This window comes from Streptomyces sp. WMMB303 (assembly GCF_029351045.1).
Lineage (GTDB): Bacteria > Actinomycetota > Actinomycetes > Streptomycetales > Streptomycetaceae > Streptomyces.
Genome location: NZ_JARKIN010000001.1, coordinates 1,856,331 through 1,877,760, shown reverse-complemented (window position 1 = coordinate 1,877,760; position 21,430 = coordinate 1,856,331). Strand labels below are relative to the sequence as shown.

The following is a 21,430-nucleotide window of genomic DNA, read 5'->3' as shown; positions in this document are numbered from 1 at the left end:
GCCGCCGAGGTGGCGCGAATCACCTGCCGCGGTGGCTCCCCCGATGTGACTGGCCGGTAAATTCTTGAGTCCGGGCACGGGTCCGCGGCGTACACGCACGGGATCCGGCCCTCCCGAAAGTGAATCCTGAAACTTGTTCTAGGTTAGCGCGAGCGGCTACGCTCCGGCGGAACGCAGTGACGAAGGGGGCCGTGAGTGAGCGCAGAGGCCGTAACCGACCGCCCGCTGCGCATCGCGCTGCTGACCTACAAGGGCAACCCCTTCTGTGGCGGCCAGGGCGTCTACGTACGCCATCTGTCCCGGGAACTCGCCCGCCTCGGCCACAGCGTCGAGGTCATCGGAGCGCAGCCCTACCCGGTGCTCGACGACCCCGGCCGGCCCGAACCGCGGCCCGGCGGCGAGCGGCCCGCGGCCGCACCCGGCCGGCTGACCCTCACCGAGCTGCCCAGCCTCGACCTGTACCGCCAGCCCGACCCCTTCCGCACCCCCCGCCGAGGCGAGTACCGCGACTGGGTGGACCTGCTGGAGGTCGCCACGATGTGGACCGGGGGCTTCCCCGAGCCGCTCACCTTCTCGCTCCGTGCCCGCCGCCACCTGGCGGCGCGGCACGGCGAGTTCGACGTCGTGCACGACAACCAGACGCTCGGCTACGGCCTGCTCGGCGGCCCCCGCGCGCTGGGCGCCCCGCTGGTGACCACCATCCACCATCCGATCACCGTCGACCGCCGGCTGGAGCTGGCGGCGGCCACCGGATGGCGGCAGAACGCCTCGGTGCGCCGCTGGTACGGCTTCACCCGCATGCAGCGCCGTGTCGCCCGCAGGCTGCCCTCGGTGGTCACCGTCTCCGGCTCCTCCCGGCAGGAGATCGCCGACGATCTGGGGGTGGCGCGCGAGCGCATCGACGTGGTGCCCATCGGCGCCGACACCCGCCTGTTCGCCCCCGACCCGGCGGTGCCCGAGGTACCGGGCCGGATCGTCACCACCTCCAGCGCCGACGTCCCGCTCAAGGGCCTGGCGTTCCTGATCGAGGCGCTGGCCAAGGCGCGCATCCAGCGTCCGGAGGCGCACCTGGTCGTCGTCGGCACACGTCCCGAGGAGGGGCCGGTCGCCGACGCGATCGCCGCCCACGGGCTCGCCGGGGCCGTCGAGTTCGTCAAGGGCATCAGCGACGCCGAACTGGCCGGGCTCGTCCGCTCGGCGCAGGTCGCCTGTGTGCCCTCGCTCTACGAGGGCTTCTCGCTGCCCGCGGCCGAGGCCATGGCGACCGGCACCCCGCTGCTGGCCACCACCGGTGGAGCGATCCCGGAGGTGGCCGGACGGGACGGCGAGACCTGCCTGGCGGTGCCGCCCGGGGACGCCGGGGCACTGGCGGACGGACTGGCGCGGCTGCTGGGCGACGCGGAGCTGCGGGCCCGGCTCGGTGCGGCCGGACGGGAGCGCGTGCTGGAGAGGTTCACCTGGCGGAAGGCGGCGCTGCGCACCGTGGAGTGCTATCGCGCGGCCATGGGGGAGCCCGCCCGCCGGACCCGGCCCCCCGCGGTACGACGGCCCGCCGAGCCGCCCGCCGCCCTCGCCCAGAGCCGGTGAGCGCACAGCCGTACCCGGACCCCGCGCTGCCCCCCCCCGCACCCCGTTCGCCGCACCCTGCCCCCGCCCCCAGACGCTGATGTGGAAGGCTGATCCCCCGTGCTGACCGTGGACTTCTCCCGATTCCCGCTCGCCCCCGGCGATCGCGTGCTCGACCTGGGCTGCGGGGCGGGGCGGCACGCCTTCGAGTGCTACCGGCGCGGCGCCCGTGTGGTCGCCCTCGACCGCAACGCGGAGGAGATCCGCGAAGTCGCCACCTGGTTCGCGGCGATGGCCGAGGCGGGTGAGGCGCCCGAGGGCGCCACGGCGACCGCGATGGAGGGCGACGCGCTCGCGCTTCCCTTCCCCGACGACAGCTTCGACGTGGTCATCATCTCCGAGGTCATGGAGCACATCCCGGACGACAAGGGTGTGCTGGCCGAGATGGTGCGCGTGCTCAGGCCCGGCGGCCGGCTCGCCGTCACCGTGCCGCGCTACGGCCCGGAGAAGGTGTGCTGGGCGCTGAGCGACGCCTACCACGAGGTCGAGGGCGGCCACATTCGCATCTACCGCGCCACCGAACTCCTCGCCCGGCTGCGGGAGGCCGGACTCCGCCCCTACGGCACCCACCACGCGCACGGACTGCACGCGCCCTACTGGTGGCTCAAGTGCGCGTTCGGCGTGGACCGCGACGGGGACCGGGCGGCCCTGCCGGTGCGCGCGTACCACAGACTGCTCGTCTGGGACATCATGAAGCGGCCGCTGGCCACCCGCGTCGCCGAGCGCGCTCTCGACCCGCTGATCGGCAAGAGCTTCGTCGCCTACGCCACCAAACCTCATCTGCCCCCCGTGCCCCACAGCCCGGAAGTCGGCGAGCCGACGGACGCGGCCGCCGGCCGGCAGGCGACGGACGCGTCCGCGGCGGCGGCCAAGTGACCAGCCCGGAGCGGACCGAGCGGCTGGTGCTGCCCGGCGTGCTGACCGCCGAGCAGGCCAGGTCGACGGTCGAGGGCATCCTGGCCGGACAGCGCGCCGACGGCGCCCTGCCGTGGTTCCGCGGCCACCACCTGGACCCGTGGGACCACGTCGAGGCCGCGATGGCACTGGACGCCGCCGGTGAGCACGAGCGCGCCGCGGCCGCCTACGACTGGCTGGCCGCCCACCAACTGCCGGACGGCTCCTGGTACGCGGCCTACGCCGACGGGGACGCGGCCCGCCCCACCGACCGCACGCGGGAGACCAACTTCTGCGCGTACGCGGCCGTCGGCGTGTGGCACCACTACCTGTCCACCGGCGACGACGCCTTCGTCGACCGGATGTGGCCCATGGTGGTGGCCGCCGTGGAGTTCGTGCTGCGCCTCCAGCAGCCGGGCGGCCAGATCGGCTGGAAGCGCGACGCGGACGGCACCGCCACCCCCGAGGCGCTGCTGACCGGGTCCTCCTCGGTCTATCAGGCCCTGCGGTGCGCGCTGGCGCTGGCCGAACGGCGGGAGGAGCCGCAGCCGGACTGGGAGCTGGCCGCCGGATGGCTCGGGCACGCCGTCCGCCGCCACCCGGAGCGCTTCTTGGACAAGAGCCGCTACTCGATGGACTGGTACTACCCGGTGCTCGGCGGGGCGCTGCGCGGGCCCGCGGCCAAGGAGCGCCTCGAGGAGGGCTGGGACCGCTTCGTCGTGCCCGGTCTGGGCGTCCGCTGCGTGGTCCCCAACCCGTGGGTGACCGGCGGGGAGAGCGCCGAGCTGGCCCTGGCGCTGTGGGCGACGGGCGAGTCGGACCACGCGCTGGACATCCTGCGCTGGATGCAGCACCTGCGGGCCGAGGACGGCATGTACTGGACGGGGTACGTCTTCGACGACGAGAAGGTCTGGCCCGAGGAGCGGACGACCTGGACGGCGGGTGCGGTGCTGCTGGCGGTGGCCGCGCTCGGCGGGGACGACGCGACAGTGCAGGTCTTCCGCGGCGACGAGCTGCCGACGGGGCTGGAGCCGGACTGCTGCTGATCGCGTCGGGCCGCGGCCCGGCCCGACGGGTGCGCCCGGCGGCCGCTCCGGCCGAAGGTCGCCGTTCGGACGGCCGCGGTTCTCAGTCGGCCGCGGCCGGTAGTGCCGACGGGTCGGCGGCGGCACCCGTGAGCCGGCCGAGGATGGCCCGGCGCGCCCGGCGGTAGGGACCGACACCGGCGGGCTGCTCCTCGTCGTGCAGCAGCGAGTCGGCGTTGGCGGCCTCCAGCAGCGCCATGACCTCGAAGGCGAGCTGCGGAATATCTGTGTCCGGGGTCAGCTCGCCACGGTGCAGGGCCTCTTCCAGGGTGCGGGTGACGAACGCGGCCCAAGCGGTGCGGGCCTGCACGATGCTGTCGTGGACCCGGCCCCGGCGCGCGTCGAACTCGGCGGCGACGGAGAAGAAGAAGCAGCCGCCGGGGAACACCCGCTCCTCGGAGTAGGCGAGCCAGCGGTCGCACAGCCGGACGATCCTGGCGAGCCCGGCCGGGGCCTCCAGCGCGGGCCGTACGACGTGCTCGGTGTAGATGGTGCGTGCGGCCTCCACGGTCGCGAGCTGGAGTTCCTCCTTGGAGCCGAACAGGGTGAAGACCCCGCTCTTGCTCAGCTCCAGCTCCTTCGCCAGCCGCCCCAGCGAGAGCCCCTCCAGCCCCTCCACGGAGGCGATCCGCGCGGCGCGGTCCAGGATCAGCCGCCGGGTCTGGTTGCCGCGTTCGACGCGTCCGTCGAGCCGTGTCGCCGCCACGCTCCTCCGCCCTCCGTCCGCGCTGCGCAGGTACGCCGCAGCGCTGTCCAGGCCGTTCCCCTGCCGTTCCCTGCCGGTACAGCACCCTACTCGGTGGACGACCGTTCGGTCACTGTGCCAGGCTGTGGCACACTAACTGCACGATCGTACGTAGAGTTTCTCGGCGGTATCCGCGACCTCCGTCCGGTGACGGGCCGCGGAGCCACGATGCTCAGGGGGCTGTGGACATGCGCGCACAGGAGCAGGACGGATCGACAGCGGCGGCACCGGCACACGGAACGCACACCGCACCGGACGGTGGTCCGGCGTCCGGCCCCGGGGTCCGGGGACGGACGAGCCGGGAAGCCGCGACCGGAGCGGCGCTCAACGCCACCGCCGTGCTGTCGCCCGCGCTCGCCGGCAGAGCGGCCTTCGCACTCTTCCGCTCCCCGCTGGGCAGGGCGCGGGTGCTGCCGGGCGAGAGCGCCGTGCACGCGCAGGCGGTGGCCGAGGAGTTGCAGGTGGACGGGGAGCGGGTGGTCACCTACCGGTGGGGCGAGGGGAGCCGCCCGGTGCTGCTGCTGCACGGCTGGCAGTCCCGGGCCTCCCGCTTCGCGGCCCACGTGCCGCGCCTGCGGTCCCTGGGTCTCACCCCGGTCTCGTTCGACGCGCCCGGCCACGGCGACTCGGGCGGACGGACGACGACGATTCTGCGGAACGTCGAGATCGCCGCCCGGCTCCAGGAGCGGTACGGCACCTTCGACGCGGTGCTCGCACACTCGTTCGGCGTCACCTGCGCCCTGCTGGCGCTGCGCGGGGACATCACGGCCCGACGGCTGGTCGCGGTGGCCGGAGTGGGCGAGTTCGGATTCCTGGCCGACCGGTTCACCGAACTGCTCGGTCTGCGCCCGCAGTTGTGGACGGCACTGCGCCGGCGGATCGAGACGGACCTGTTCCCGCACGTGCCCGATCCCTGGGCGCGCTTCGACGGGGCGCACTGGCCCGCCCAGATCGACACCCCGATGCTGCTGATCAACGACGAGAACGACCGGATGGTCCCGCTCCGGCAGGCGCACCGGCTGCTGGCCGCCCACGGCCCGCGGGCCGAGCTCGTCGTCACCCGCGGGCTCGGCCACCGCGCCGTCCTCGGCGCCCCCCGGGTCGTGGACGCGGCACTCGACTTCGTCCAGGGCTGAAGCGTCCGGCCGGGCAGCACGCTGCATCGCCTCGCGCCACCGCGCGGGGCCAGCCGTTCAACTCGGCCGGCACCCGCAGCGTCACCGGATCCGCCGCCGTCACCCGCTGGGGATCGGGGCCGCCTCCCCTGCCGACGGCGCTCAGCTGACAGGCTGTCAGCCCGCTGCTGCGGCAGCGTACGGCAGCGGCCCCCCGCCCGGAAGGGCGAGGGGCCACCGGCGCACGGCGGAGCCGGAGGGCTCAGCCGCGCTGGATGTTGGAGGTGTCCTGCAGGACGCCACGCCGGCCGTCCTGCGTCTGCGCGATCAGCGCCTGACCGCGCTGCTCCACCGCGAGGTACCAGGTGCCCGGCGCCAGTTCGGCGATCGGCTGCGGTGAACCGTCCTCCGGGAAGAGCGGGCGCGCCATCGGGACGGCGAACCAGAACGGCTGGAAGTTCGGGTCCGGGGCGCCTGCTGCGGCGCCCTGCTGGCCGCCGGGGGACTGGCCGGGGCCCGGCTGCCCGGGCTGGTGGCCCGGCTGGACGTCCTGCGGCTGACCCGGGTGCTGCCCGTAGGGCGGCTGGCCCTGACCGGGCTGCTGCCCGTAGGGGCCCGGCTGGCCGCCCGGGTAGCCGTAGCCGCCACCCTGCTGCGGGTACTGCTGGCCGTACGGCGCGGGGCCGCCGGTGTTCGCGGGCAGCAGCGGGGCCGCCAGCGCCGGGACGACCGGCGTGATCATCGCGATCACCGCGCCGATCAGCAGCGAGATCAGCGCCAGAATGGCGCCGGCCCCCATGTCGGCCTGGTCCGGTGCGACAGCCATCTTCCAGACTGAGGACCACAGCGCGACCAGCAGCAGCGTCACACCCGCCTGCGGGAGCGAGACCGCACCGAACTTGCGGCCCTCCGGCAGGAAACGACCACCGACCAGCAGACCGGTGCCGATGAGCCCCGCCAGGAAGATCGACGGGAGGGTGAGCTGGAGGATGTCCGTGTCCCAGGCGTTGGGCAACTCGGGGCAGGACGAGCCATCGCAGTCTGCGGAGAAGAAGTCGAGGAACGAAGCGATGAACAGCAGCACCGCTGCTCCTATCACCGCGCCGTCGCCTCGGGTGAGCGAGCGGATGTTCACGTGGGGTCCTTAGTCGATCTTGTCATGGTTGAGGTTCGCCGGGGGTGAGCACCCCATCGTACGGACGACACTACGGGTAGACCCCGGGGGTTCGCCTGTCGGTTCCACGTTTCCCTCACCCTTCAGGTGAGGAAAGCGGAGATTCCGTCCGCGATCCCCCGGGCCGCCTTTTCCCGCCACTTCCCGGAGGTGAGGAGTGCGGCGTCGGCCGGGTCCCGCATGTTGCCGCATTCGAGGAAGACTTTGGGAACAGTGCTGAGGTTGAGACCGCCCAGATCGCCCCGGGTGTCCAGTCCTTCGCCATTCCCGAGGTAGTTGGCGGGGCGTTCGCCGGTGGCCTCCCGGAAGGCGTCGCGCAGGTCGGTGCCGAGCCGCCGCGAGGGGCCCGCGATGGCCCGGGTGTCGGCGCCCCCCCGGTGCACGGATGCGGGAAGAATCACATGGAAACCGCGGCTGCCGCTGGGGGCGCCGTCCGCATGGAGGGAAACGGCGGCGTCCGCGTGCGCCCGGTTCCCCTTTTCCGCGCGCTCGTCGACGCACGGACCGTACGGCTCCTCGCCGTCATGGGTGAACTTCACGGTCGCTCCCCGTTTCCGCAGCTCTGTGCGGACGCGGTGCGCGAGAGCGAGAGTGAACTCGGCCTCGCTGTAACCGGAATTGGTCGCGGTGCCCGTGGTGTCGCATTCCTTCTTTCCCGTGCCGATGTCGACGGACCGGGAAATCTTGCCTGGCTGGTCGCGATTGTGAGGGTTGTGGCCGGGGTCGACGACGATCACCTTGCCGCGCAGCGGGGTCTTGCCGCCGTGCGGTCCGGAGTGTTGTCCGCCGTCCTCGTCGCGGCTGTCCGCACCACCGTGCTTGCTGCCGCTCCCGCCGGTTTCGCCGGTCTCCTTGCCGGAGCTCTTCCCGGCCGACGGGGAGCGGGAAGGCTTGCCGCTGCTGCCCGAGCCGCCGCCATGGCCGCCGGACATCCCGCACCCGGCCGCCCCTGCGCACACGGCCCCCGCGATCAGCAGGGCCGTCGTCCGCCGGGCTGACCGCCGCCTCACGAAGCGCATCCATTCGACACAGGCGTAGATGGTAGAGCCTGTCCTCCGCGTTCTTCGAGGCCGGTCCCGCCTCCTCACCTCCGCCGCAGGACGCGGAGCGACCCGGTGGCGGGGCCGGGGGTGTAGTCGCCCGAGGCCAGGGCTCGTTCGTGGAGGTGGTGCGGGGCCTGGCCGCCGTCGGCCGGGTCGGGGAAGACGTCGTGGATGACCAGCAGTCCGCCCGGTGCCAGATGCGGCGTCCAGCCCTCGTAGTCCGCGGTGGCGTGCTCCTCGGTGTGACCGCCGTCGACGAAGACGAGCCCGAGCGGCGTGCCCCACAGCGCGGCGGCCCGGGGCGAGCGGCCCACGAGCGCGACGACGTGCTCCTCCAGTCCTGCCGCGTGCAGCGTGCGGCGGAAGGCGGGCAGTGTGTCCATCCGGCCGACGACCGGATCGACGACCTCCGGATCGTGGTACTCCCACCCCGGCTGCTGCTCCTCACTGCCGCGGTGGTGGTCGACGGTGACCGCTGTCACGCCTGCCTGCCGTGCGGCGTCGGCCAGCAGCAGGGTCGAGCGGCCGCAGTACGTGCCGACCTCCAGCAGCGGCAGCCCGAGGGCGCCCGCCTCGGCCGCGGCCGCGTAGAGCGCGAGTCCTTCGTCCAGCGGCATGAACCCCTTCGCCGCCTCGAACGCGGCCAGGGTGCCGGCCTCGGGTACCTGAGGGTTCATCACGCGTTCCTCTGCTGTTGTCCGCTGTCGTCTGCTCTTGTCCGAGGCCGCCGATGTGCTCACTCGCGGCCGCTGTGCTCGCTCGCGCACGGTCGCGGTGCGCCCGCGCGCGGCGAGGGCGCACGCCCGGCGTGCGCGTTCGGTGCCATGCTGCCCTACCGCCGCCACCCCTCCGGGCGACAGGTAGCCTCGACGGACTGTCGATCCGGGAGTGCGGCGATGCCGGTCCCGGCACACAGGGGGGCACAGGGGGCTCAGGGGGAGTGGAATGACAGGAAGCGACAAGTCCGCGGGATCCGCCGCGCGTCGCCGAAGGGGCCTGGCGGTCCTGCTCGGGATCGCCGTACTGGCGGGCGCCGGTCTGGGGACCCGGGCCACCGAGACCTGGCCCTTCGACCGGCAGAGCTACTGCTGGGGCGCCTGGGAGGTGCGCGAGGGCGACCGGGTCCCCCATGTCCTGGACGAGCTGCCGGAGGACGAGGAGCGCAGCGGCGAGCAGTCGGCGCCGCCTCGGAAGGGGCGGCGCGCCACCTGTTCCGTGACCCTCCGGGACACCAGCGGCAGCGGGTACGACGAGCGGATCGAGGCCGAGGTCGCGACGGTGCCGCGCGGCTCGAAGGAGCGGCGCGACTGGCTGCGGACCTACCTGGACGCGGACTCGGCGCCGCTGCCGGACGGCCTGCCCGGCCTGGTCGGCAGGGCCCGCGCCGTCTTCGTCCTCCCCGAGAAGTGCGACAGCGCGGACGGGCTGCCCACCGCGGTGACCGTCGAGGGGGCCCGGACCTCCCCGTTGGCCGCGTCCATGGGAACCGAGGAGGAGGTCGCCGACCTGCTGCTGTCGCTGGCCGGCACGGCGGCCCACGCGTCGGGCTGCGCGCCGGAGGAGCCGTTCGAGGCCGTCTCGCCGCTCGCCCGGGCCGACGCCGACGACAGCCTCACCGCGCAGGGCGCCGAGCTGTGCCGGATTCCCGGACTCCGCTTCGACCTGGACAAGGACGACCACTACGACGCCGGAGTCGGTGCCGTCCGCGACGATCTGCAGACCTGCTCGGTGCTCGACACGGCGGACGTGCGCAACCCCGTCCGGGCGGCGCTGTTCGCGGCGGTCTCCCGGCCCCGGCTCACGGCCCTGTTCACCGGTCTGGCGGGCGACGGGCCCCCGGGCGAGGGCTGGCGCGGCACGGGCGAGGTCGGCGAGGAGCACGGGGTGCTGACCGCGACCTGCGCCGGTCGGCCCACCGTCTTCTTCCTGCAGTTGGACGCCTTCCTGGCGGCGCAGGCCGATCCCGATCCGCGCCGGGTGTTCGCGGCCGCCGCCAACTCCGTCGCCGACCGCCTCGGCTGCCCCGCGGTGGCACCCCGGTCATGAGCGGCGAACAGCACAGGGAGAGGGACCAGATGTCCGAGGAGAAGCAGGGCTCCGCGCGGGATGCCCGGTCCGGTCCGGAGCCGGCCGCCGATGCCGAGCGGCCCGCCCCGCAGCAGGATCCTGAGCCGGACGCCGCCCCGGCCGTGGAATCCGGGCCCGAGCCCGCCGCGGAGTCCGAACCCGAGTCCGAGCCCGCCGCGGAATCCGCCGCGGAATCGGGCGCCGAACCCGTCACCGAGCCGGCTCCCGAGCCCGCCGCGGCACCGCGTCCCGGGCCGCGGCCGTCGGGGCGGCTGCGGCGCCTGGTGCGGGGCAGGTCCGGCGCGGCCGTGATCGGTGCGGTCGTCGGCGCGCTGCTGGCCGCGGGGGGCCTGGCCTGGCAGGCCGGGGAACTGCCCTTCACCTCCCGGGACAGGTGCTGGGGCGCGCTCTCGTCGGACGCGGTCGACCGGCTGTTCTCGGACGGGGAGATCCGCACCCGGGAGCTGTCGCTCCGAAGCCTCGGCCGCGCGGGCGGGTACAGCGCCGAATGCCGGCTCCAGCGGTGGAAGGACGACGAGCTCAAGTGGGAGATATCGGCCCGCATCGAGCAGCTCGCGCAGTTCGACGGCCGGGGCGCCCGCGAGTGGACGCGCGAGTTCCTCTCCCCGGTCATGGTGCCGCTGGGCGGCGACCTTCCGGGCATGGTCTCCGCCGGACGGGCCTGGGTGGCGCTGCCCGAGTCCTGCGTGGGCGGGCGGCACGACGACCCGCCGACCGTCGTCTCGCTCTCCTCGGGCCGGCTCGGCTCCTCCGACGACGACGATCCGGCCGGGCGGCGCCGCTATCGGGCCGCGATGGCCGGCGCGGTGGTCGAGTTGGCCAACGGAGTGCTGGCGGAGAAGAAGTGCCGGGGCAGTTATCCGGCACCGGGAAAGCTGGCGCGGGTCGTGGAGCGGCAGCGGCCGGGCGCCCACTCGAAGGACCGGTTGTGCGGGCTGAAAGGTGTCCCCGCGCCGTCCTGGCTGACGGGCGAGGACGATTCCGCGCGGGCGATGCGGACCACCGGCGACACCTCGGGGCTCGCCCACTCGTGCGAGTACGGCCGGGACTTCGACCTGGACGGCGTCCGGCTCACCACGATCGAGGACCCGCGGCTGGCGTCCTTCGTCATCCCGCTGGGCTACAGCGGGACCCCGCGGTTCCGCGGCGACGGGTTCGGCAGCGTCTTCGGCGACATGAGCGTCTACGTCGCCACCTGCCAGACCGGCCCGGTGGCCTTCCTGGTGCAGCGACAGGAGTCGTTGCTCAGGAAGCACGACCCGACGGTCGAACTGCTGCCGGACTACGTCGCGGCCGAGGCGAAGCGGGTCGGATGCGGAACGGTGCGGGTGACGGGACCGGAGCCGCCGAAGTAGCCGCCCGACTTCCGCCCGAAAACGAGCGCGAGGGGCGGCATGGCAGGTGTCACACTACGCGCATGCCGCAGACCGCACAGCCCGCGAGCTCCCGCTCCATATCCGGCCCCGCAGCCGCCGAGGCGCCCCGCCTGTGGGCGGTCGTGCTGGCCGCCTGCGCGGGCCAGTTCCTCGTCGTGCTCGACGTCTCCGTCGTCAACGTCGCCCTCCCCTCCATGCGGGCCACCCTGGCCCTCTCGGAGACCGGGCTGCAATGGGTGGTCAACGCCTACACCCTCACCTTCTCCGGCCTGATGCTGCTCGGCGGCCGCGCTGCCGACCTCTTCGGCCGCAAGCGGGTGTTCCTGGCCGGGCTGGCGCTGTTCACCGCCGCGAGCCTGGCGGGCGGACTGGCCCAGGAGCCCTGGCAACTGCTGGCGGCCCGCGGCATCCAGGGCACCGGGGCCGCGATCCTGGCACCCGCAACCCTCACGCTGCTGACCACGTCCGTGCCGGAGGGCCCGGCCCGCACCAAGGCGGTCGCCACCTGGTCGGCGGTCGGCGCGGGCGGCGGCGCCGCGGGCGGCCTGGTGGGCGGAGTGCTCACCGATGCGCTGTCCTGGCGCTGGGTACTGCTGATCAACGTCCCGGTCGGCGTGCTGGTACTGGCGGCGGCGGCCTGGTGGCTGACCGAGAGCCGGGAGGACTCGGTGCGGCGCCTGGACGTGCCCGGGGCGCTGCTGGTGACCCTGGGACTGGGCGCGGTGGCCTACGGCATCGTGCGCACGGACAGCGTGGGCTGGGCGGCGGCCGGCTCGCTGGGGCCGCTGGGCGGTGGGCTGGTGCTGCTCGCGCTGTTCGTCGCCGTCGAGGCCCGCTCCCGGGAACCGCTGGTGCCGCTGCGGCTGTTCCGCAGCCGGGCCGTCTCCGCCGCGAATGCCGCCATCTTCATCAACGGCCTCGCGATGTTCGCCATGTGGTACTTCCTCTCCCTCTACACCCAGAACGTGCTGGACTACACGCCACTGCAGGCGGGCCTGGCGCTGATCCCGCACTCGATGACGATCGTCCTCGGCTCCAAGATCGCCCCGTTCCTGATGGCGCGGACGGGAGACCGGCTGCTGGCCGTCGCGGGTGCCGCCATGGCGGGAGCGGGCTATATGTGGCAGAGCACCATGGACGCGGACGGGGCCTACGCGACGACGATCCTGGCGCCCGGAGTGCTGATGGCCCTCGGCGCCGGGCTGGCCGCCACGCCCCTGGCGACCATCGCCACCGCGACCGACGACCCCGGCGAGGCGGGCCTGCTCTCCGGGCTGTTCGGCACCGGCCGCACGATGGGCGGCGCGCTCGGCCTGGCGGTGCTCTCCACTGTCGCCGCGGCTCGCACCGACGGGCGGCACGACCCCGCGTCGCTGGCCGCCGGATACGGCAGCGCCTTCCGGGCGGGCGCCGTACTGCTGGGCGCGTGCGTGCTGTTCATGCTCGTCGCGCTGCCCCGCACGGTGCGCGACCGGACCTCCGCGGCGGCCGGCCCGGCATCCGATCCGGCATCCGCCGAGGCGCCGTAGCCGGCGCTGCGGCCGGCGCGGCAACCGGGCCCTCGGCTGCGCGTCGTCGACTCCGAAAAGGGGGAGGGCCCACCGACTCCGTCGGCGGACCCTCCCGGAAGAGCGAGATCAGCAGTGCACCGGTGATCCGTGGCCGCTGCCGTTGGAGGGCAGGTTGCCGTCGTAGATCCAGCCGTAGTCGCTCAGGGTTCCGGTCTGCACGCGTACGTAAGTCCACGTGTTGCCGTACGAGTTGGTGACGTAGCAGTGGTAATCGATCATCGGGGCATCGTCCGTGTAGAGCCACCTCGTCGCACTGCAGTCGCCGTACGGTCCTTTCCGTACGGGGGCCGAGTACACTCCGCTCCGGAGGCCCTTGTACGAGGAGTGGTCCTTGTCGCCGGGCTTGGACCAGGAACAGTCGACAGCTGCCGATTTCAGTGCCGGCGCCGATGCCGGGGCAGCGGTAGCGCCCGGAGCGATTGCGACGGCGGTGGCGGACAGGAGCGCGGTGGATCCGAGCGCTATGCCCACTCTGGTGCGGTTCATTTGACTCCTTGTGCTGCTCAGTGGTGAATGTCTCCCCACATGCCGTTCCTATAGGACTCAGTTGCGAATATCAACGGAAGTGACGCGAGTGTGACATCGGTGGGCGGCATGCGAATGATGCCGTCACCGTCGTGACAGGTCTGTTGAATGCCGACTCGGATCCCTCCCCGAACCGGATTTCCCTCCCGGTGATGTGTCGCTGACGGTCCTGATCGCCGCACCCGGGATGGCGTGATCCGCCGGCCGCACGGCCCTCGATGCCCGCTGAAGCCGGTTCGCCTGATGGCCGTTCAACAGAGGGTGGTGATCGGTCTGTCGGTGTCACCGACCGCGACCCTCGAACTCCGTGGAATATCCACGTAGTTGTCGCTTTGAAGTGCGGCGCCCGGGAATATCGCAAAGTGGAGATTTCGGAAATCGCATTCGTGGAAAGGGTCGAAGGTGTGGTTTTACCAACTCACTGGTCGGATCGCCCGCAGGGAAACTCACCGCGCGCCCTGTGGAGTCCGCCAGATGGTCGACGCAACGGAAAATGCCACTCCGAGAGGGAGGAAGAGCCTCGGACACCATCTGCTGCCGGCCTTGGCCGGCCACGGCCCGGTCGGGTGCCGGGCCCGCGGGGGAGCCGGGCGGGGGCTGGTTCTCCTTCCGCACACACGGCAGGGCCCCGGCCACCATCGGTCGGAAGGTGGCCGGGGCCCCGCCAGGTGCCGTTGCGCCTGTGCGGCGCCGGCCGACGGCCTGCCGTCGGCTACTGTGCGGGCTCGGGACGGCGGTGCCGGCCCTGCGCCGGTACGGTCTGCTCCTCCTGTGCGGCGGCTTCCCCCCTGTGCTTCCCCCGGTGAGTCCCCTCGCCGGCCGTCTGCGTGGTGCTGGGCGTCTCGGTCTGGGTGTCCGACATCGTGATGTCACTCCGTCAATCTCTTGCTCTGCCGTCGTACCCGGCGGAGTTTATCGAGCCGGGGTGACGTCCTTCAGGGCGTTCCATCCGCTGGTCACGCCGTTCCGCTGGGCAGTGGAGCCTGTTGGAGCGGGACCGGTTTCCGCGCCGCGTCCTCCAGAGCCCCGAACGGTGCCGTACTGCCTGCGGAAACTCCTCTGCCCACCAGGGAACCCAGCAGTCCGGAGGGTGGCCCTCCGTGATCGTGATGTTGTAGAGACGTGACGTCGCCGACGGGCGGAGCCGTGGGCTCCGGCCGCTCGGGCGGCCGCGGTGCGGTGCGCGGCGGCTCTCCGTCCGGCGCGACGGGCGCCCCCGTCGAGCTCCGGTCCGCCGGGGCCGGTGGCGCTGCCGGTGCGGGTGGGGGAGGGGGCGCTGGTGCTGGTGCGGCTCGGGGGACTTCCGGGTCGGGCAGCGGGGCCCGCATCCGGGCCAGTCCGCACGGAGTGTGCACCGTCGAGCAGGGGACGCGCAGTTCGCCGCCGGCCGTCCACAGCCCGTGGCCCGCCAGCCACCCGGCCGGGCTCGCCAGGTGCCGCACCTCGCGCAGGCCGGGCCGCCACACGGCGAGCCAGGTGCCCTGCGGCCCGTCCACCCGCAGCGCCACGGCGCACCGCTCGGGCAGCAGCGTCTGCCCCGGCTGGACGGCGATCGGCGTCAGCCGGGTGCCTCTGGGGTGCAGCGCCTCGGGGAACCGGACCGGGCGGTGGCTGCCCAGCACCCCCCAGCCCAGCCGCGGCTCGCCGGGGGCGTCCGAGCGGACGAGCAGCAGGCCGCTGTCCGGATCGGCGAGCAGCAGCCGGTCGTCGCTTCCCTCGGCGATCTCCAGCAGCGGGGAGGTCTCGCCGTCCGCGCCGAGGTCCACCGCGACGGTCCTGGTGGGGCCGCCGCCGTCCGGTCCGGCGGTGTCGAGCGCGAGCATCCGGCCCTCCCGGTCCAGCCACGCGCCGCCCGACCAGCGGCCGTGCAGCCGGGCGAGCCGCGTGGGCGGCCGGGCCGAGCCGTCGGTCACCAGCCACACGCCGGTGGCGCTGCCGTCCGGCTCCCGGGCCAGCGCATAGGCCCGCGTCCCGCACGGTGCCGGGGGCAGCAGCCGCAGCGCATCCGTCTCCACGGTGCCCAGCCGCCGCTCGCCGGTCTCCCGGCCCGAGGGGTAGAGCAGCGCCAGCGAGCAACGTCCCTGCGTCCGGCGGGCGATCAGCACCCGCCCGTCCGACAGCGGCAGCACGCCGCTGTCCGCGTCCTCCGGCTGCGCCACGGGGAGCGGCACCGCGTACGGCTCCGGTCCGTCGAGAGTCCAGCGCTCCGGATACCAGAGCTCCGTCCCGGCGTGCGCGGTGAGCCGGGCGGCGTAGGAGCCGTCCGCCGCGACCGTGAAGCTCTCGTTCATGACCCTGGCGGCACTCACCGTCATCTTGCGGTCACCTCCGGTCACGAAGCTAGGCCCCGGATTCGGGCGCGGACAGCGGGAGCTGAGCCGCTTCACGCGTACGAGTGACCGAATTCGTGTTCGTCCGCGGGTGGTCCAGGAGTGTCGCGCCGCCCGCTCCGAGGCCGGTGCCGGGTGCGTGCGGGTATGCCCACCGGGCCGGGAGCGCCGTCGCCGCGGACAGGTAGCCTTGCCCCCGTGCCAGCACAGCCCACACTCTCCGAAGTCATCGCCGCGCTCGACACCCTGTGGCCGCGCGACCGCGCCGAGCAGTGGGACGCCGTCGGCACCGTCTGCGGCGACGTCTCCGACCCGCAAGCACGTGTCAGCCGGGTCCTGTTCGCCGTCGACCCCGTGCAGCAGGTCGCCGACGAGGCCGTCGCCAAGGGTGCCGAGCTGCTGGTCACCCACCATCCGCTCTATCTGCGGGGCACCACCACCGTCGCGGCCGACACCTTCAAGGGCCGCGTCGTACACACCCTGATCCGCAACGGCGTGGCCCTGCACGTCGCGCACACCAACGCCGACACCGCCGACCCCGGCGTCTCCGACGCGCTCGCCGGGGCGCTCGGGCTGCGCGTGTTGCGGCCGCTGGTGCCCGACCCCACCGACCCCGCCGGCCGGCGCGGGCTGGGCCGGATCTGCGAACTGGAGCGCCCGCTGCCGCTCGGCGACGTCCTGGAGCGGGCCGCCGCCGCGCTGCCCGTCACCGCGCAGGGCCTCCGGGCCGCGGGCGACCCCGCCATGCCGGTGGCGACGATCGCCGTGTGCGGCGGCTCCGGCGACAGCCTCTTCGAGACGGTGCGCGCCGCGGGCGTCGACGCCTATCTCACCGCCGACCTGCGCCACCACCCCGCCTCCGAGGCCCGGGAACACTCCCCGCTCGCCCTGCTGGACGCCGCGCACTTCGCCACCGAGTGGCCCTGGTGCGAGCAGGCGGCCGCGCAGCTCGACGCCGTCGCCGAGCGGGAGGGCTGGGACCTGCGCACCGAGGTCTCGCGTACCGTCACCGACCCGTGGACCGCGCACGCGCCCTCGCTGCCGCAGGAGTCACCGCTCTCCCGCCCGGCCACGGCCCAGCAGACCGCATCGACCGACCACGACCTCACTCCGGGAGCCCCCAACTGAACGCCGCGCCCGCCGATCAGATCCGCCTGCTCGACGTCCAGGCACTCGATACGCGCCTGACGCAGCTCGCGCACAAGCGCAAGACCCTGCCCGAGCACGAGGAGATCCAGCGGCTGGACGCCGACCTCGCCCAGCTCCGCGACCTGCTCGTGGCCGCGCAGACCGAGGAGAGCGACACCACCCGCGAGCAGACCAAGGCGGAGCAGGACGTCGACCAGGTCCGTCAGCGCGCGGTCCGCGACCAGCAGCGCCTCGATTCGGGAGCGGTGACCAACCCCAAGGACCTGGCCAACCTGCAGAGCGAGATCGCCTCGCTCGCCAAGCGCCAGAGCGACCTGGAGGACGTCGTCCTGGAGGTCATGGAGCGCCGCGAGTCCGCCGCCGAGCGCTCCGCCGAACTGGGCGAGCGGGTCGAGTCCGTCGGCGCCAGGGTCCAGGACGCCACCGCGCGCCGGGACGCCGCGCTGGAGGAGATCGACGCCGAGCTGACGCGGGTCCGCAAGGAGCGCGAGACGGTCGCCGGCGCCGTCCCCGGCGAACTGCTCAAGCTCTACGACAAGATCCGGGAGCGCGAGGGCGGGGTCGGCGCCGCCAAGCTCTACCAGCGCCGCTGCGAGGGCTGTCGGCTGGAGCTGAACATCACCGAGCTGAACGAGGTGCGCGAGGCGCCCGCCGACGCGGTCGTGCGCTGCGAGAACTGCCGCCGCATCCTGGTGCGCACCCCGGAGTCGGGGCTGTGAGCCCGGTGGCCTGCGGAGGTCCGCGATGAGCGGGGGCCAGGCGCGCCGCACCTTCGTCGTCGAGGCCGACGGCGGCTCGCGCGGCAATCCCGGCCCGGCCGGATACGGTGCCGTGGTCAAGGACGCGGCCTCGGGCGGGACCCTCCGCGAGACCGCCGAGTTCATCGGCAGGGCCACCAACAACGTCGCCGAGTACCGAGGCCTGGTCGCCGGGCTGCGCGCCGCGCGCGAACTCGACGCCGACGCCGCGGTGCTGGTGCGGATGGACTCCAAGCTCGTCGTCGAGCAGATGTCGGGCCGCTGGAAGATCAAGCACCCGGACATGCGGCCCCTCGCAGCGGAGGCCGCCGCGGTCTTCCCGCCGGACGCGGTCAGCTACGAGTGGATCCCGCGCGAGAAGAACAAGCACGCGGACCGGCTCGCCAACGAGGCGATGGACGCCGGGAAGCGGGGCGGGCGCTGGCAGCCGGACGTCTCCCGGGCGGAGCTCGACACCGGGCCCGGCGCGCACCCGAGCGGGTCCGGCGCCGGCCAGGACGGGTCCGGTACGGGCCGCACCGGTTCCGGCGGGAGCACGGGAAGCGCGGCGAGGGCGCCCTCTTCCGCGGCGGACGACGGGACCGGCACGGCGGGTACCGCCGCTCCCGCCGCCCGCCCGGGCTGGGGGCCCGACCTCGGCACCCCCACCACCTTCGTGCTGCTGCGGCACGGGGAGACGCCGCTCACGCCCGGGAAACGGTTCTCCGGCAGCGGCGGCTCCGACCCCGAACTCTCCGCGGTCGGCCGTCAGCAGGCCGCCGCGGCCGCCGAGGCGCTCGCCGCGCGCGGCACCGTCCAGGCCGTGGTCGCCTCGCCGCTGCGCCGCTGCCAGGAGACGGCGACCGCTGTCGCGGACCGCCTCGGGCTGAGCGTGCGTACCGACGAGGGGCTGCGCGAGACCGACTTCGGCGCCTGGGAGGGCCTCACCTTCGCCGAGGTGCGCGAGCGCCACCCGGAGGACCTGGACGCCTGGCTGGCCTCCGCCGGGGCCCGTCCCACCGGGGGCGGCGAGTCCTTCGAGGAGGTGGCCCGCCGGGTCGCGGTGGCCCGGGACAAGCTGCTGGCCCGCTACGCCGGTCGCACCGTGCTGCTCGTCACCCATGTGACCCCGGTCAAGACGCTGGCCCGGCTCGCGCTGGGCGCCCCGGCCGAAGCGCTGTTCCGGATGGAGCTGTCGGCCGGCTCCCTCTCCGCCGTCGCCTACTACGCCGACGGCAACGCCTCGCTGCGGCTCCTGAACGACACGGGGCATCTGCGCCGGTAGCGGGGCACGGCGGGGCGCCCGCGCGGCCGTGCGCTAGCCGGTGCCCCGGTGGCGGCCGCCGCGTGCCCCGCTGCGGGGTGCGTGCTGGGGCAGTTGGTCCGCGTAGCCGGCCTCCGTCCACACGTAGGTGCGGAACTCCTCCGGCGTCAGCACACCGGGCCAGGGTTCCCCGCCGGGGCAGAAGACGGATTCACAGCCGTAGCAGTAGCGGGCGGGCGCCCACAGTGCGTCGGCCCGCGCCGCACCGGCCGACTCCGCGTCCTGTTCCTGCCGGTCGCCGCGCACCACGACGATGGTGCCGATGAAGCACACGGCGGCCAGCAGGATGCCGCCGCCGAGGTGGAGCGGTTTGTCCTGGTCCATGCCCGTCCAGGCGAGCGCCACACCTATTCCGGTGAGCACCATGCCCTCCAGGAAGTGCATACAGCCGTCGCCGGTCTTCTCCGGCCCTTTGGCCAGCCGGGTGCCCAGCTCCTTGCGGAGCGCGCCCTTGCCGGTGCGCGCCTCGGGCACGGGTCGTGTTTCGCCGCCGCCGCAGCCGGGGCATATCGCCCCGTCGCCGCCGGGCGCGCTGTCAGTCGCCATGCGGGCAACCTACCGGCGTTCGAGGCGGCCCCGTACCGGGAGTTCGGCGGCGACGGTCCTCGGTACGGGCCGGACCCGGCCCCCCGGGCCGGTCCGGGGCGCGCTCTCGGTCGCCGGTGGGGGGAGCGGAAGCGGGTCTGCGGCGGTGGTGCGGCCGGGGGTTCGGGCAGCCGCAGCGCCCTCTGCCGACCCGCCGCCGGGGCTCGTGAAACACCTGAACGAGGCGAGACGTTTCGTCTTGTCAAAGCGTCGGATGTGCCGTACCTTTCTGCTCATGGGTTCCCTCTGAGACCGATGGCGCCGACCGCGTAGAGCACCGCTCCGCCGTCCCGCGCCCCGCCGAGCCGTCATTCGCCTCGTTCCGGCCCGTACCGGGCCAGGAGGGACCGACCCTTGCGCACCTCACAACTCACCCTGCGCGGCGTCACCAAGCGCTACTCCGGCCGTACCGTCCTCGACCAGGTCTCCTGCACGCTCAAGCCGGGGGAGAAGGCCGGCCTCATCGGGGACAACGGCTCCGGCAAGTCGACGTTCCTCAAGCTCCTCGCCGGGCGGGAGCACCCGGATCACGGCGAGTTGACCGTGACCGCGGCGGGCGGCGTCGGCTACCTGCCGCAGACCCTCCCGCTCCCGCCGACCGCCACCGTCCAGGAGGCCATCGACCTGTCGATGGCGGACCTGCGCGCGCTGGAGGCCGAGCTGCGCCGGGCCGGGCGGGCACTCGGCGACGGCGGCAGCCCGGAGGCGTACGCCGCGCTCGTCGAGCGCTACGAGGCCCGGGACGGCTACCAGGCCGACCACCGGGTGGAGACCGCCCTGCATCACCTCGGCCTGCCCGGGCTGCCCCGCGAGCGCCGCGTCGGCACGCTCTCCGGCGGCGAGCGCTCCCGGCTCTCCCTGGCCGCGGTCCTGGCGGGCCGCCCGGAGCTGCTTCTGCTGGACGAGCCGACGAACGATCTGGACGACGGGGCCGTCGCCTGGCTGGAGGAGCAACTGCGGGCACACCGCGGGACGGTGCTCGCGGTCACCCACGACCGCGTCTTCCTCCAGCGCCTGACCACGACGATCCTGGAGGCCGACGGCGGAAGGATCACCCGCTACGGCGACGGCTACCTGGGCTATCGCGCCGCCAAGGCCGCCGACCGCCGCCGCCGGCTGCAGGAGTACGAGGAGTGGCGCGCGGAGCTGGCCCGCAACGAGCGGCTGGCCGCCGGCAACGCCGCCCGCCTGGACGGTATTCCGCGCAAGGTGCCGCTGGCCAACTTCGGCCACGGCGGCTTCCGGGCCCGCGGCCGCGCGCACGGCGCGATGGCGCGTATCCGCAACGCCCGCGAGCGCGTCGACCGCCTCCGGGCCGAACCGGTCGCGCCGCCGCCCGATCCGCTCTCCTTCACGGCCCGTATCCGCACTGCGGCGGCCGAGTCCGGCGCGGCCGCCGAACTCACCGGAGTCCGGGTGGGAGACCGCCTCCACCTGGAGTCCCTCGCCCTGGGCCCCACCGACCGGCTGCTGGTCACCGGACCGAACGGCGCGGGCAAGACCACCCTGCTCCGGCTGCTGGCCGGCGAGCTGCGGCCGGACGAGGGCGCGGTGCGGGTGCCGGGCAGGGCCGGCCATCTGCGCCAGGACGAGACACCGTGGCCCCCCGGCCTGACGGTGGCGGAGGCCTTCGCGCTGGGCCGTCCCGGATCCGCCGACGAGCACGCCGATGCGCTGCTCTCCCTCGGCCTCTTCCGGCCGGCGGAGCTGTACCTGCGCGTCGGCGACCTCTCCTACGGCCAACGCCGGCGCATCGACCTGGCCCGGCTGGTCGCGGACCCCGTCGACCTGCTCCTCCTGGACGAGCCGACGAATCATGTCTCCCCCGCCCTGGTGGAGGAACTGGAGGAGGCCCTGACCGGCTACCCGGGCGCGGTGGTCCTGGTCACGCACGACCGTGCGCTGCGCGGCCGGTTCGAGGGGAGGCGGCTCGCGCTGGACGGGGGTGCGGTCGCGGTGTGATCGACGGTCGCGGTGCCGGGGCGGGTCGGGTGCGCGGGGCGGCCGTGGCGCAGGCGGCGGCCGTGCCCGGTCGGCGTGCGGGCGCGGGGGCGGGGTTGACC

Annotated in this window: 18 protein-coding genes; 11 read left to right on the top strand and 7 right to left on the bottom strand. The window is 74.1% G+C overall.

The window, feature by feature from the left end; translation table 11 throughout:
* The first annotated feature begins 195 nt into the window (after nt 1–195).
* The 3 genes from P2424_RS08475 to P2424_RS08465 all read left to right on the top strand — a co-directional run bounded on the left by P2424_RS08475 (nt 196) and on the right by P2424_RS08465 (nt 3,566).
* Complete coding sequence (locus tag P2424_RS08475; RefSeq protein WP_276475164.1) at nt 196–1,587, top strand: glycosyltransferase family 4 protein; 1,392 nt, start codon at nt 196–198, stop codon at nt 1,585–1,587.
* A 99-nt stretch (nt 1,588–1,686) separates the two neighbouring features.
* The gene (locus P2424_RS08470; protein ID WP_276475163.1) at nt 1,687–2,502 is read left to right on the top strand and encodes a methyltransferase domain-containing protein; all 816 of its coding nucleotides are present in this window, start codon (nt 1,687–1,689) and stop codon (nt 2,500–2,502) included.
* A complete protein-coding gene (locus tag P2424_RS08465) occupies nt 2,499–3,566 on the top strand; it encodes a prenyltransferase (RefSeq protein WP_276475162.1) in 1,068 nt (355 codons plus the stop codon). The genes P2424_RS08470 and P2424_RS08465 overlap by 4 nt, the downstream gene beginning before the upstream one ends.
* Before the next feature lie 82 nt (nt 3,567–3,648).
* On the opposite strand, the gene P2424_RS08460 is transcribed toward P2424_RS08465, so the two are convergent.
* Nucleotides 3,649–4,311 carry a TetR/AcrR family transcriptional regulator gene (locus P2424_RS08460; protein ID WP_276475161.1) on the bottom strand — a complete coding sequence of 221 codons (663 nt, stop codon included), beginning with the start codon at nt 4,309–4,311 and terminating at the stop codon, nt 3,649–3,651.
* A gap of 227 nt (nt 4,312–4,538) precedes the next feature.
* Here P2424_RS08460 and P2424_RS08455 point away from each other — a divergent pair, with 227 nt between their 5' ends.
* Complete coding sequence (locus P2424_RS08455) at nt 4,539–5,486, top strand: alpha/beta hydrolase (RefSeq protein ID WP_276475160.1); 948 nt, start codon at nt 4,539–4,541, stop codon at nt 5,484–5,486.
* 241 nt (nt 5,487–5,727) lie between these two features.
* On the opposite strand, the gene P2424_RS08450 is transcribed toward P2424_RS08455, so the two are convergent.
* The 3 genes from P2424_RS08450 to P2424_RS08440 all read right to left on the bottom strand — a co-directional run bounded on the left by P2424_RS08450 (nt 5,728) and on the right by P2424_RS08440 (nt 8,359).
* Nucleotides 5,728–6,600 carry a DUF5336 domain-containing protein gene (locus P2424_RS08450; RefSeq protein WP_276475159.1) on the bottom strand — a complete coding sequence of 291 codons (873 nt, stop codon included), beginning with the start codon at nt 6,598–6,600 and terminating at the stop codon, nt 5,728–5,730.
* Nucleotides 6,601–6,722: 122 nt separating this feature from the next.
* On the bottom strand, nt 6,723–7,658 hold the full coding sequence (locus P2424_RS08445) for an N-acetylmuramoyl-L-alanine amidase (RefSeq protein ID WP_276475158.1): 936 nt from the start codon (nt 7,656–7,658) through the stop codon (nt 6,723–6,725).
* A 65-nt stretch (nt 7,659–7,723) separates the two neighbouring features.
* Entirely contained in the window at nt 7,724–8,359 is a 636-nt protein-coding gene (locus P2424_RS08440; RefSeq protein WP_276475157.1) for a class I SAM-dependent methyltransferase, read from the bottom strand.
* A 268-nt stretch (nt 8,360–8,627) separates the two neighbouring features.
* Here P2424_RS08440 and P2424_RS08435 point away from each other — a divergent pair, with 268 nt between their 5' ends.
* The 3 genes from P2424_RS08435 to P2424_RS08425 all read left to right on the top strand — a co-directional run bounded on the left by P2424_RS08435 (nt 8,628) and on the right by P2424_RS08425 (nt 12,675).
* The gene (locus tag P2424_RS08435) at nt 8,628–9,728 is read left to right on the top strand and encodes a hypothetical protein (protein ID WP_276475156.1); all 1,101 of its coding nucleotides are present in this window, start codon (nt 8,628–8,630) and stop codon (nt 9,726–9,728) included.
* Between the two features lie 29 nt (nt 9,729–9,757).
* Nucleotides 9,758–11,125, top strand: coding sequence for a hypothetical protein (locus P2424_RS08430; protein ID WP_276475155.1), 1,368 nt, complete (start codon nt 9,758–9,760; stop codon nt 11,123–11,125).
* Nucleotides 11,126–11,187: 62 nt separating this feature from the next.
* The gene (locus tag P2424_RS08425) at nt 11,188–12,675 is read left to right on the top strand and encodes an MFS transporter (protein ID WP_276475154.1); all 1,488 of its coding nucleotides are present in this window, start codon (nt 11,188–11,190) and stop codon (nt 12,673–12,675) included.
* Between the two features lie 108 nt (nt 12,676–12,783).
* Here the strand turns inward: P2424_RS08425 and P2424_RS08420 are convergent, their stop codons facing one another.
* A complete protein-coding gene (locus P2424_RS08420; protein ID WP_276475153.1) occupies nt 12,784–12,936 on the bottom strand; it encodes a hypothetical protein in 153 nt (50 codons plus the stop codon).
* Between the two features lie 1,262 nt (nt 12,937–14,198).
* Nucleotides 14,199–15,557, bottom strand: a complete 1,359-nt coding sequence (locus tag P2424_RS08415; protein ID WP_276475152.1) for a hypothetical protein — start codon at nt 15,555–15,557, stop codon at nt 14,199–14,201.
* 213 nt (nt 15,558–15,770) lie between these two features.
* Between P2424_RS08415 and P2424_RS08410 the strand changes: the two genes are divergently transcribed.
* Genes P2424_RS08410 through P2424_RS08400 form a run of 3 tightly spaced genes read left to right on the top strand, consistent with a single transcriptional unit; the run spans nt 15,771 to nt 18,743 of the window.
* Nucleotides 15,771–16,700, top strand: coding sequence for a Nif3-like dinuclear metal center hexameric protein (locus P2424_RS08410; protein ID WP_276475151.1), 930 nt, complete (start codon nt 15,771–15,773; stop codon nt 16,698–16,700).
* Entirely contained in the window at nt 16,697–17,440 is a 744-nt protein-coding gene (locus P2424_RS08405) for a C4-type zinc ribbon domain-containing protein (protein ID WP_276478881.1), read from the top strand. Before P2424_RS08410 ends, P2424_RS08405 begins: the two co-directional genes overlap by 4 nt.
* 25 nt (nt 17,441–17,465) lie before the next feature.
* Nucleotides 17,466–18,743, top strand: a complete 1,278-nt coding sequence (locus P2424_RS08400) for a bifunctional RNase H/acid phosphatase (protein WP_276475150.1) — start codon at nt 17,466–17,468, stop codon at nt 18,741–18,743.
* Nucleotides 18,744–18,776: 33 nt separating this feature from the next.
* On the opposite strand, the gene P2424_RS08395 is transcribed toward P2424_RS08400, so the two are convergent.
* Nucleotides 18,777–19,328 (bottom strand): hypothetical protein, encoded by a 552-nt coding sequence (locus tag P2424_RS08395; protein ID WP_276475149.1) that lies wholly within the window; start codon nt 19,326–19,328, stop codon nt 18,777–18,779.
* A gap of 393 nt (nt 19,329–19,721) precedes the next feature.
* Here P2424_RS08395 and P2424_RS08390 point away from each other — a divergent pair, with 393 nt between their 5' ends.
* Nucleotides 19,722–21,329, top strand: coding sequence for a TlrC/CarA/OleB/SrmB family ABC-F type ribosomal protection protein (locus tag P2424_RS08390; RefSeq protein ID WP_276475148.1), 1,608 nt, complete (start codon nt 19,722–19,724; stop codon nt 21,327–21,329).
* Nucleotides 21,330–21,430 lie beyond the last annotated feature (101 nt).

Coding starts and splice junctions, on each gene's coding strand:
- P2424_RS08415 (WP_276475152.1), bottom strand. CDS start 15,557: ATGACGGTGAGTGCCGCCAGGGTCATGAACGAGAGCTTCACGGTCGCG.
- P2424_RS08395 (WP_276475149.1), bottom strand. CDS start 19,328: ATGGCGACTGACAGCGCGCCCGGCGGCGACGGGGCGATATGCCCCGGC.
- P2424_RS08420 (WP_276475153.1), bottom strand. CDS start 12,936: ATGATCGATTACCACTGCTACGTCACCAACTCGTACGGCAACACGTGG.
- P2424_RS08440 (WP_276475157.1), bottom strand. CDS start 8,359: ATGAACCCTCAGGTACCCGAGGCCGGCACCCTGGCCGCGTTCGAGGCG.
- P2424_RS08425 (WP_276475154.1), top strand. CDS start 11,188: ATGCCGCAGACCGCACAGCCCGCGAGCTCCCGCTCCATATCCGGCCCC.
- P2424_RS08400 (WP_276475150.1), top strand. CDS start 17,466: ATGAGCGGGGGCCAGGCGCGCCGCACCTTCGTCGTCGAGGCCGACGGC.
- P2424_RS08455 (WP_276475160.1), top strand. CDS start 4,539: ATGCGCGCACAGGAGCAGGACGGATCGACAGCGGCGGCACCGGCACAC.
- P2424_RS08445 (WP_276475158.1), bottom strand. CDS start 7,658: ATGCGCTTCGTGAGGCGGCGGTCAGCCCGGCGGACGACGGCCCTGCTG.
- P2424_RS08430 (WP_276475155.1), top strand. CDS start 9,758: ATGTCCGAGGAGAAGCAGGGCTCCGCGCGGGATGCCCGGTCCGGTCCG.
- P2424_RS08435 (WP_276475156.1), top strand. CDS start 8,628: ATGACAGGAAGCGACAAGTCCGCGGGATCCGCCGCGCGTCGCCGAAGG.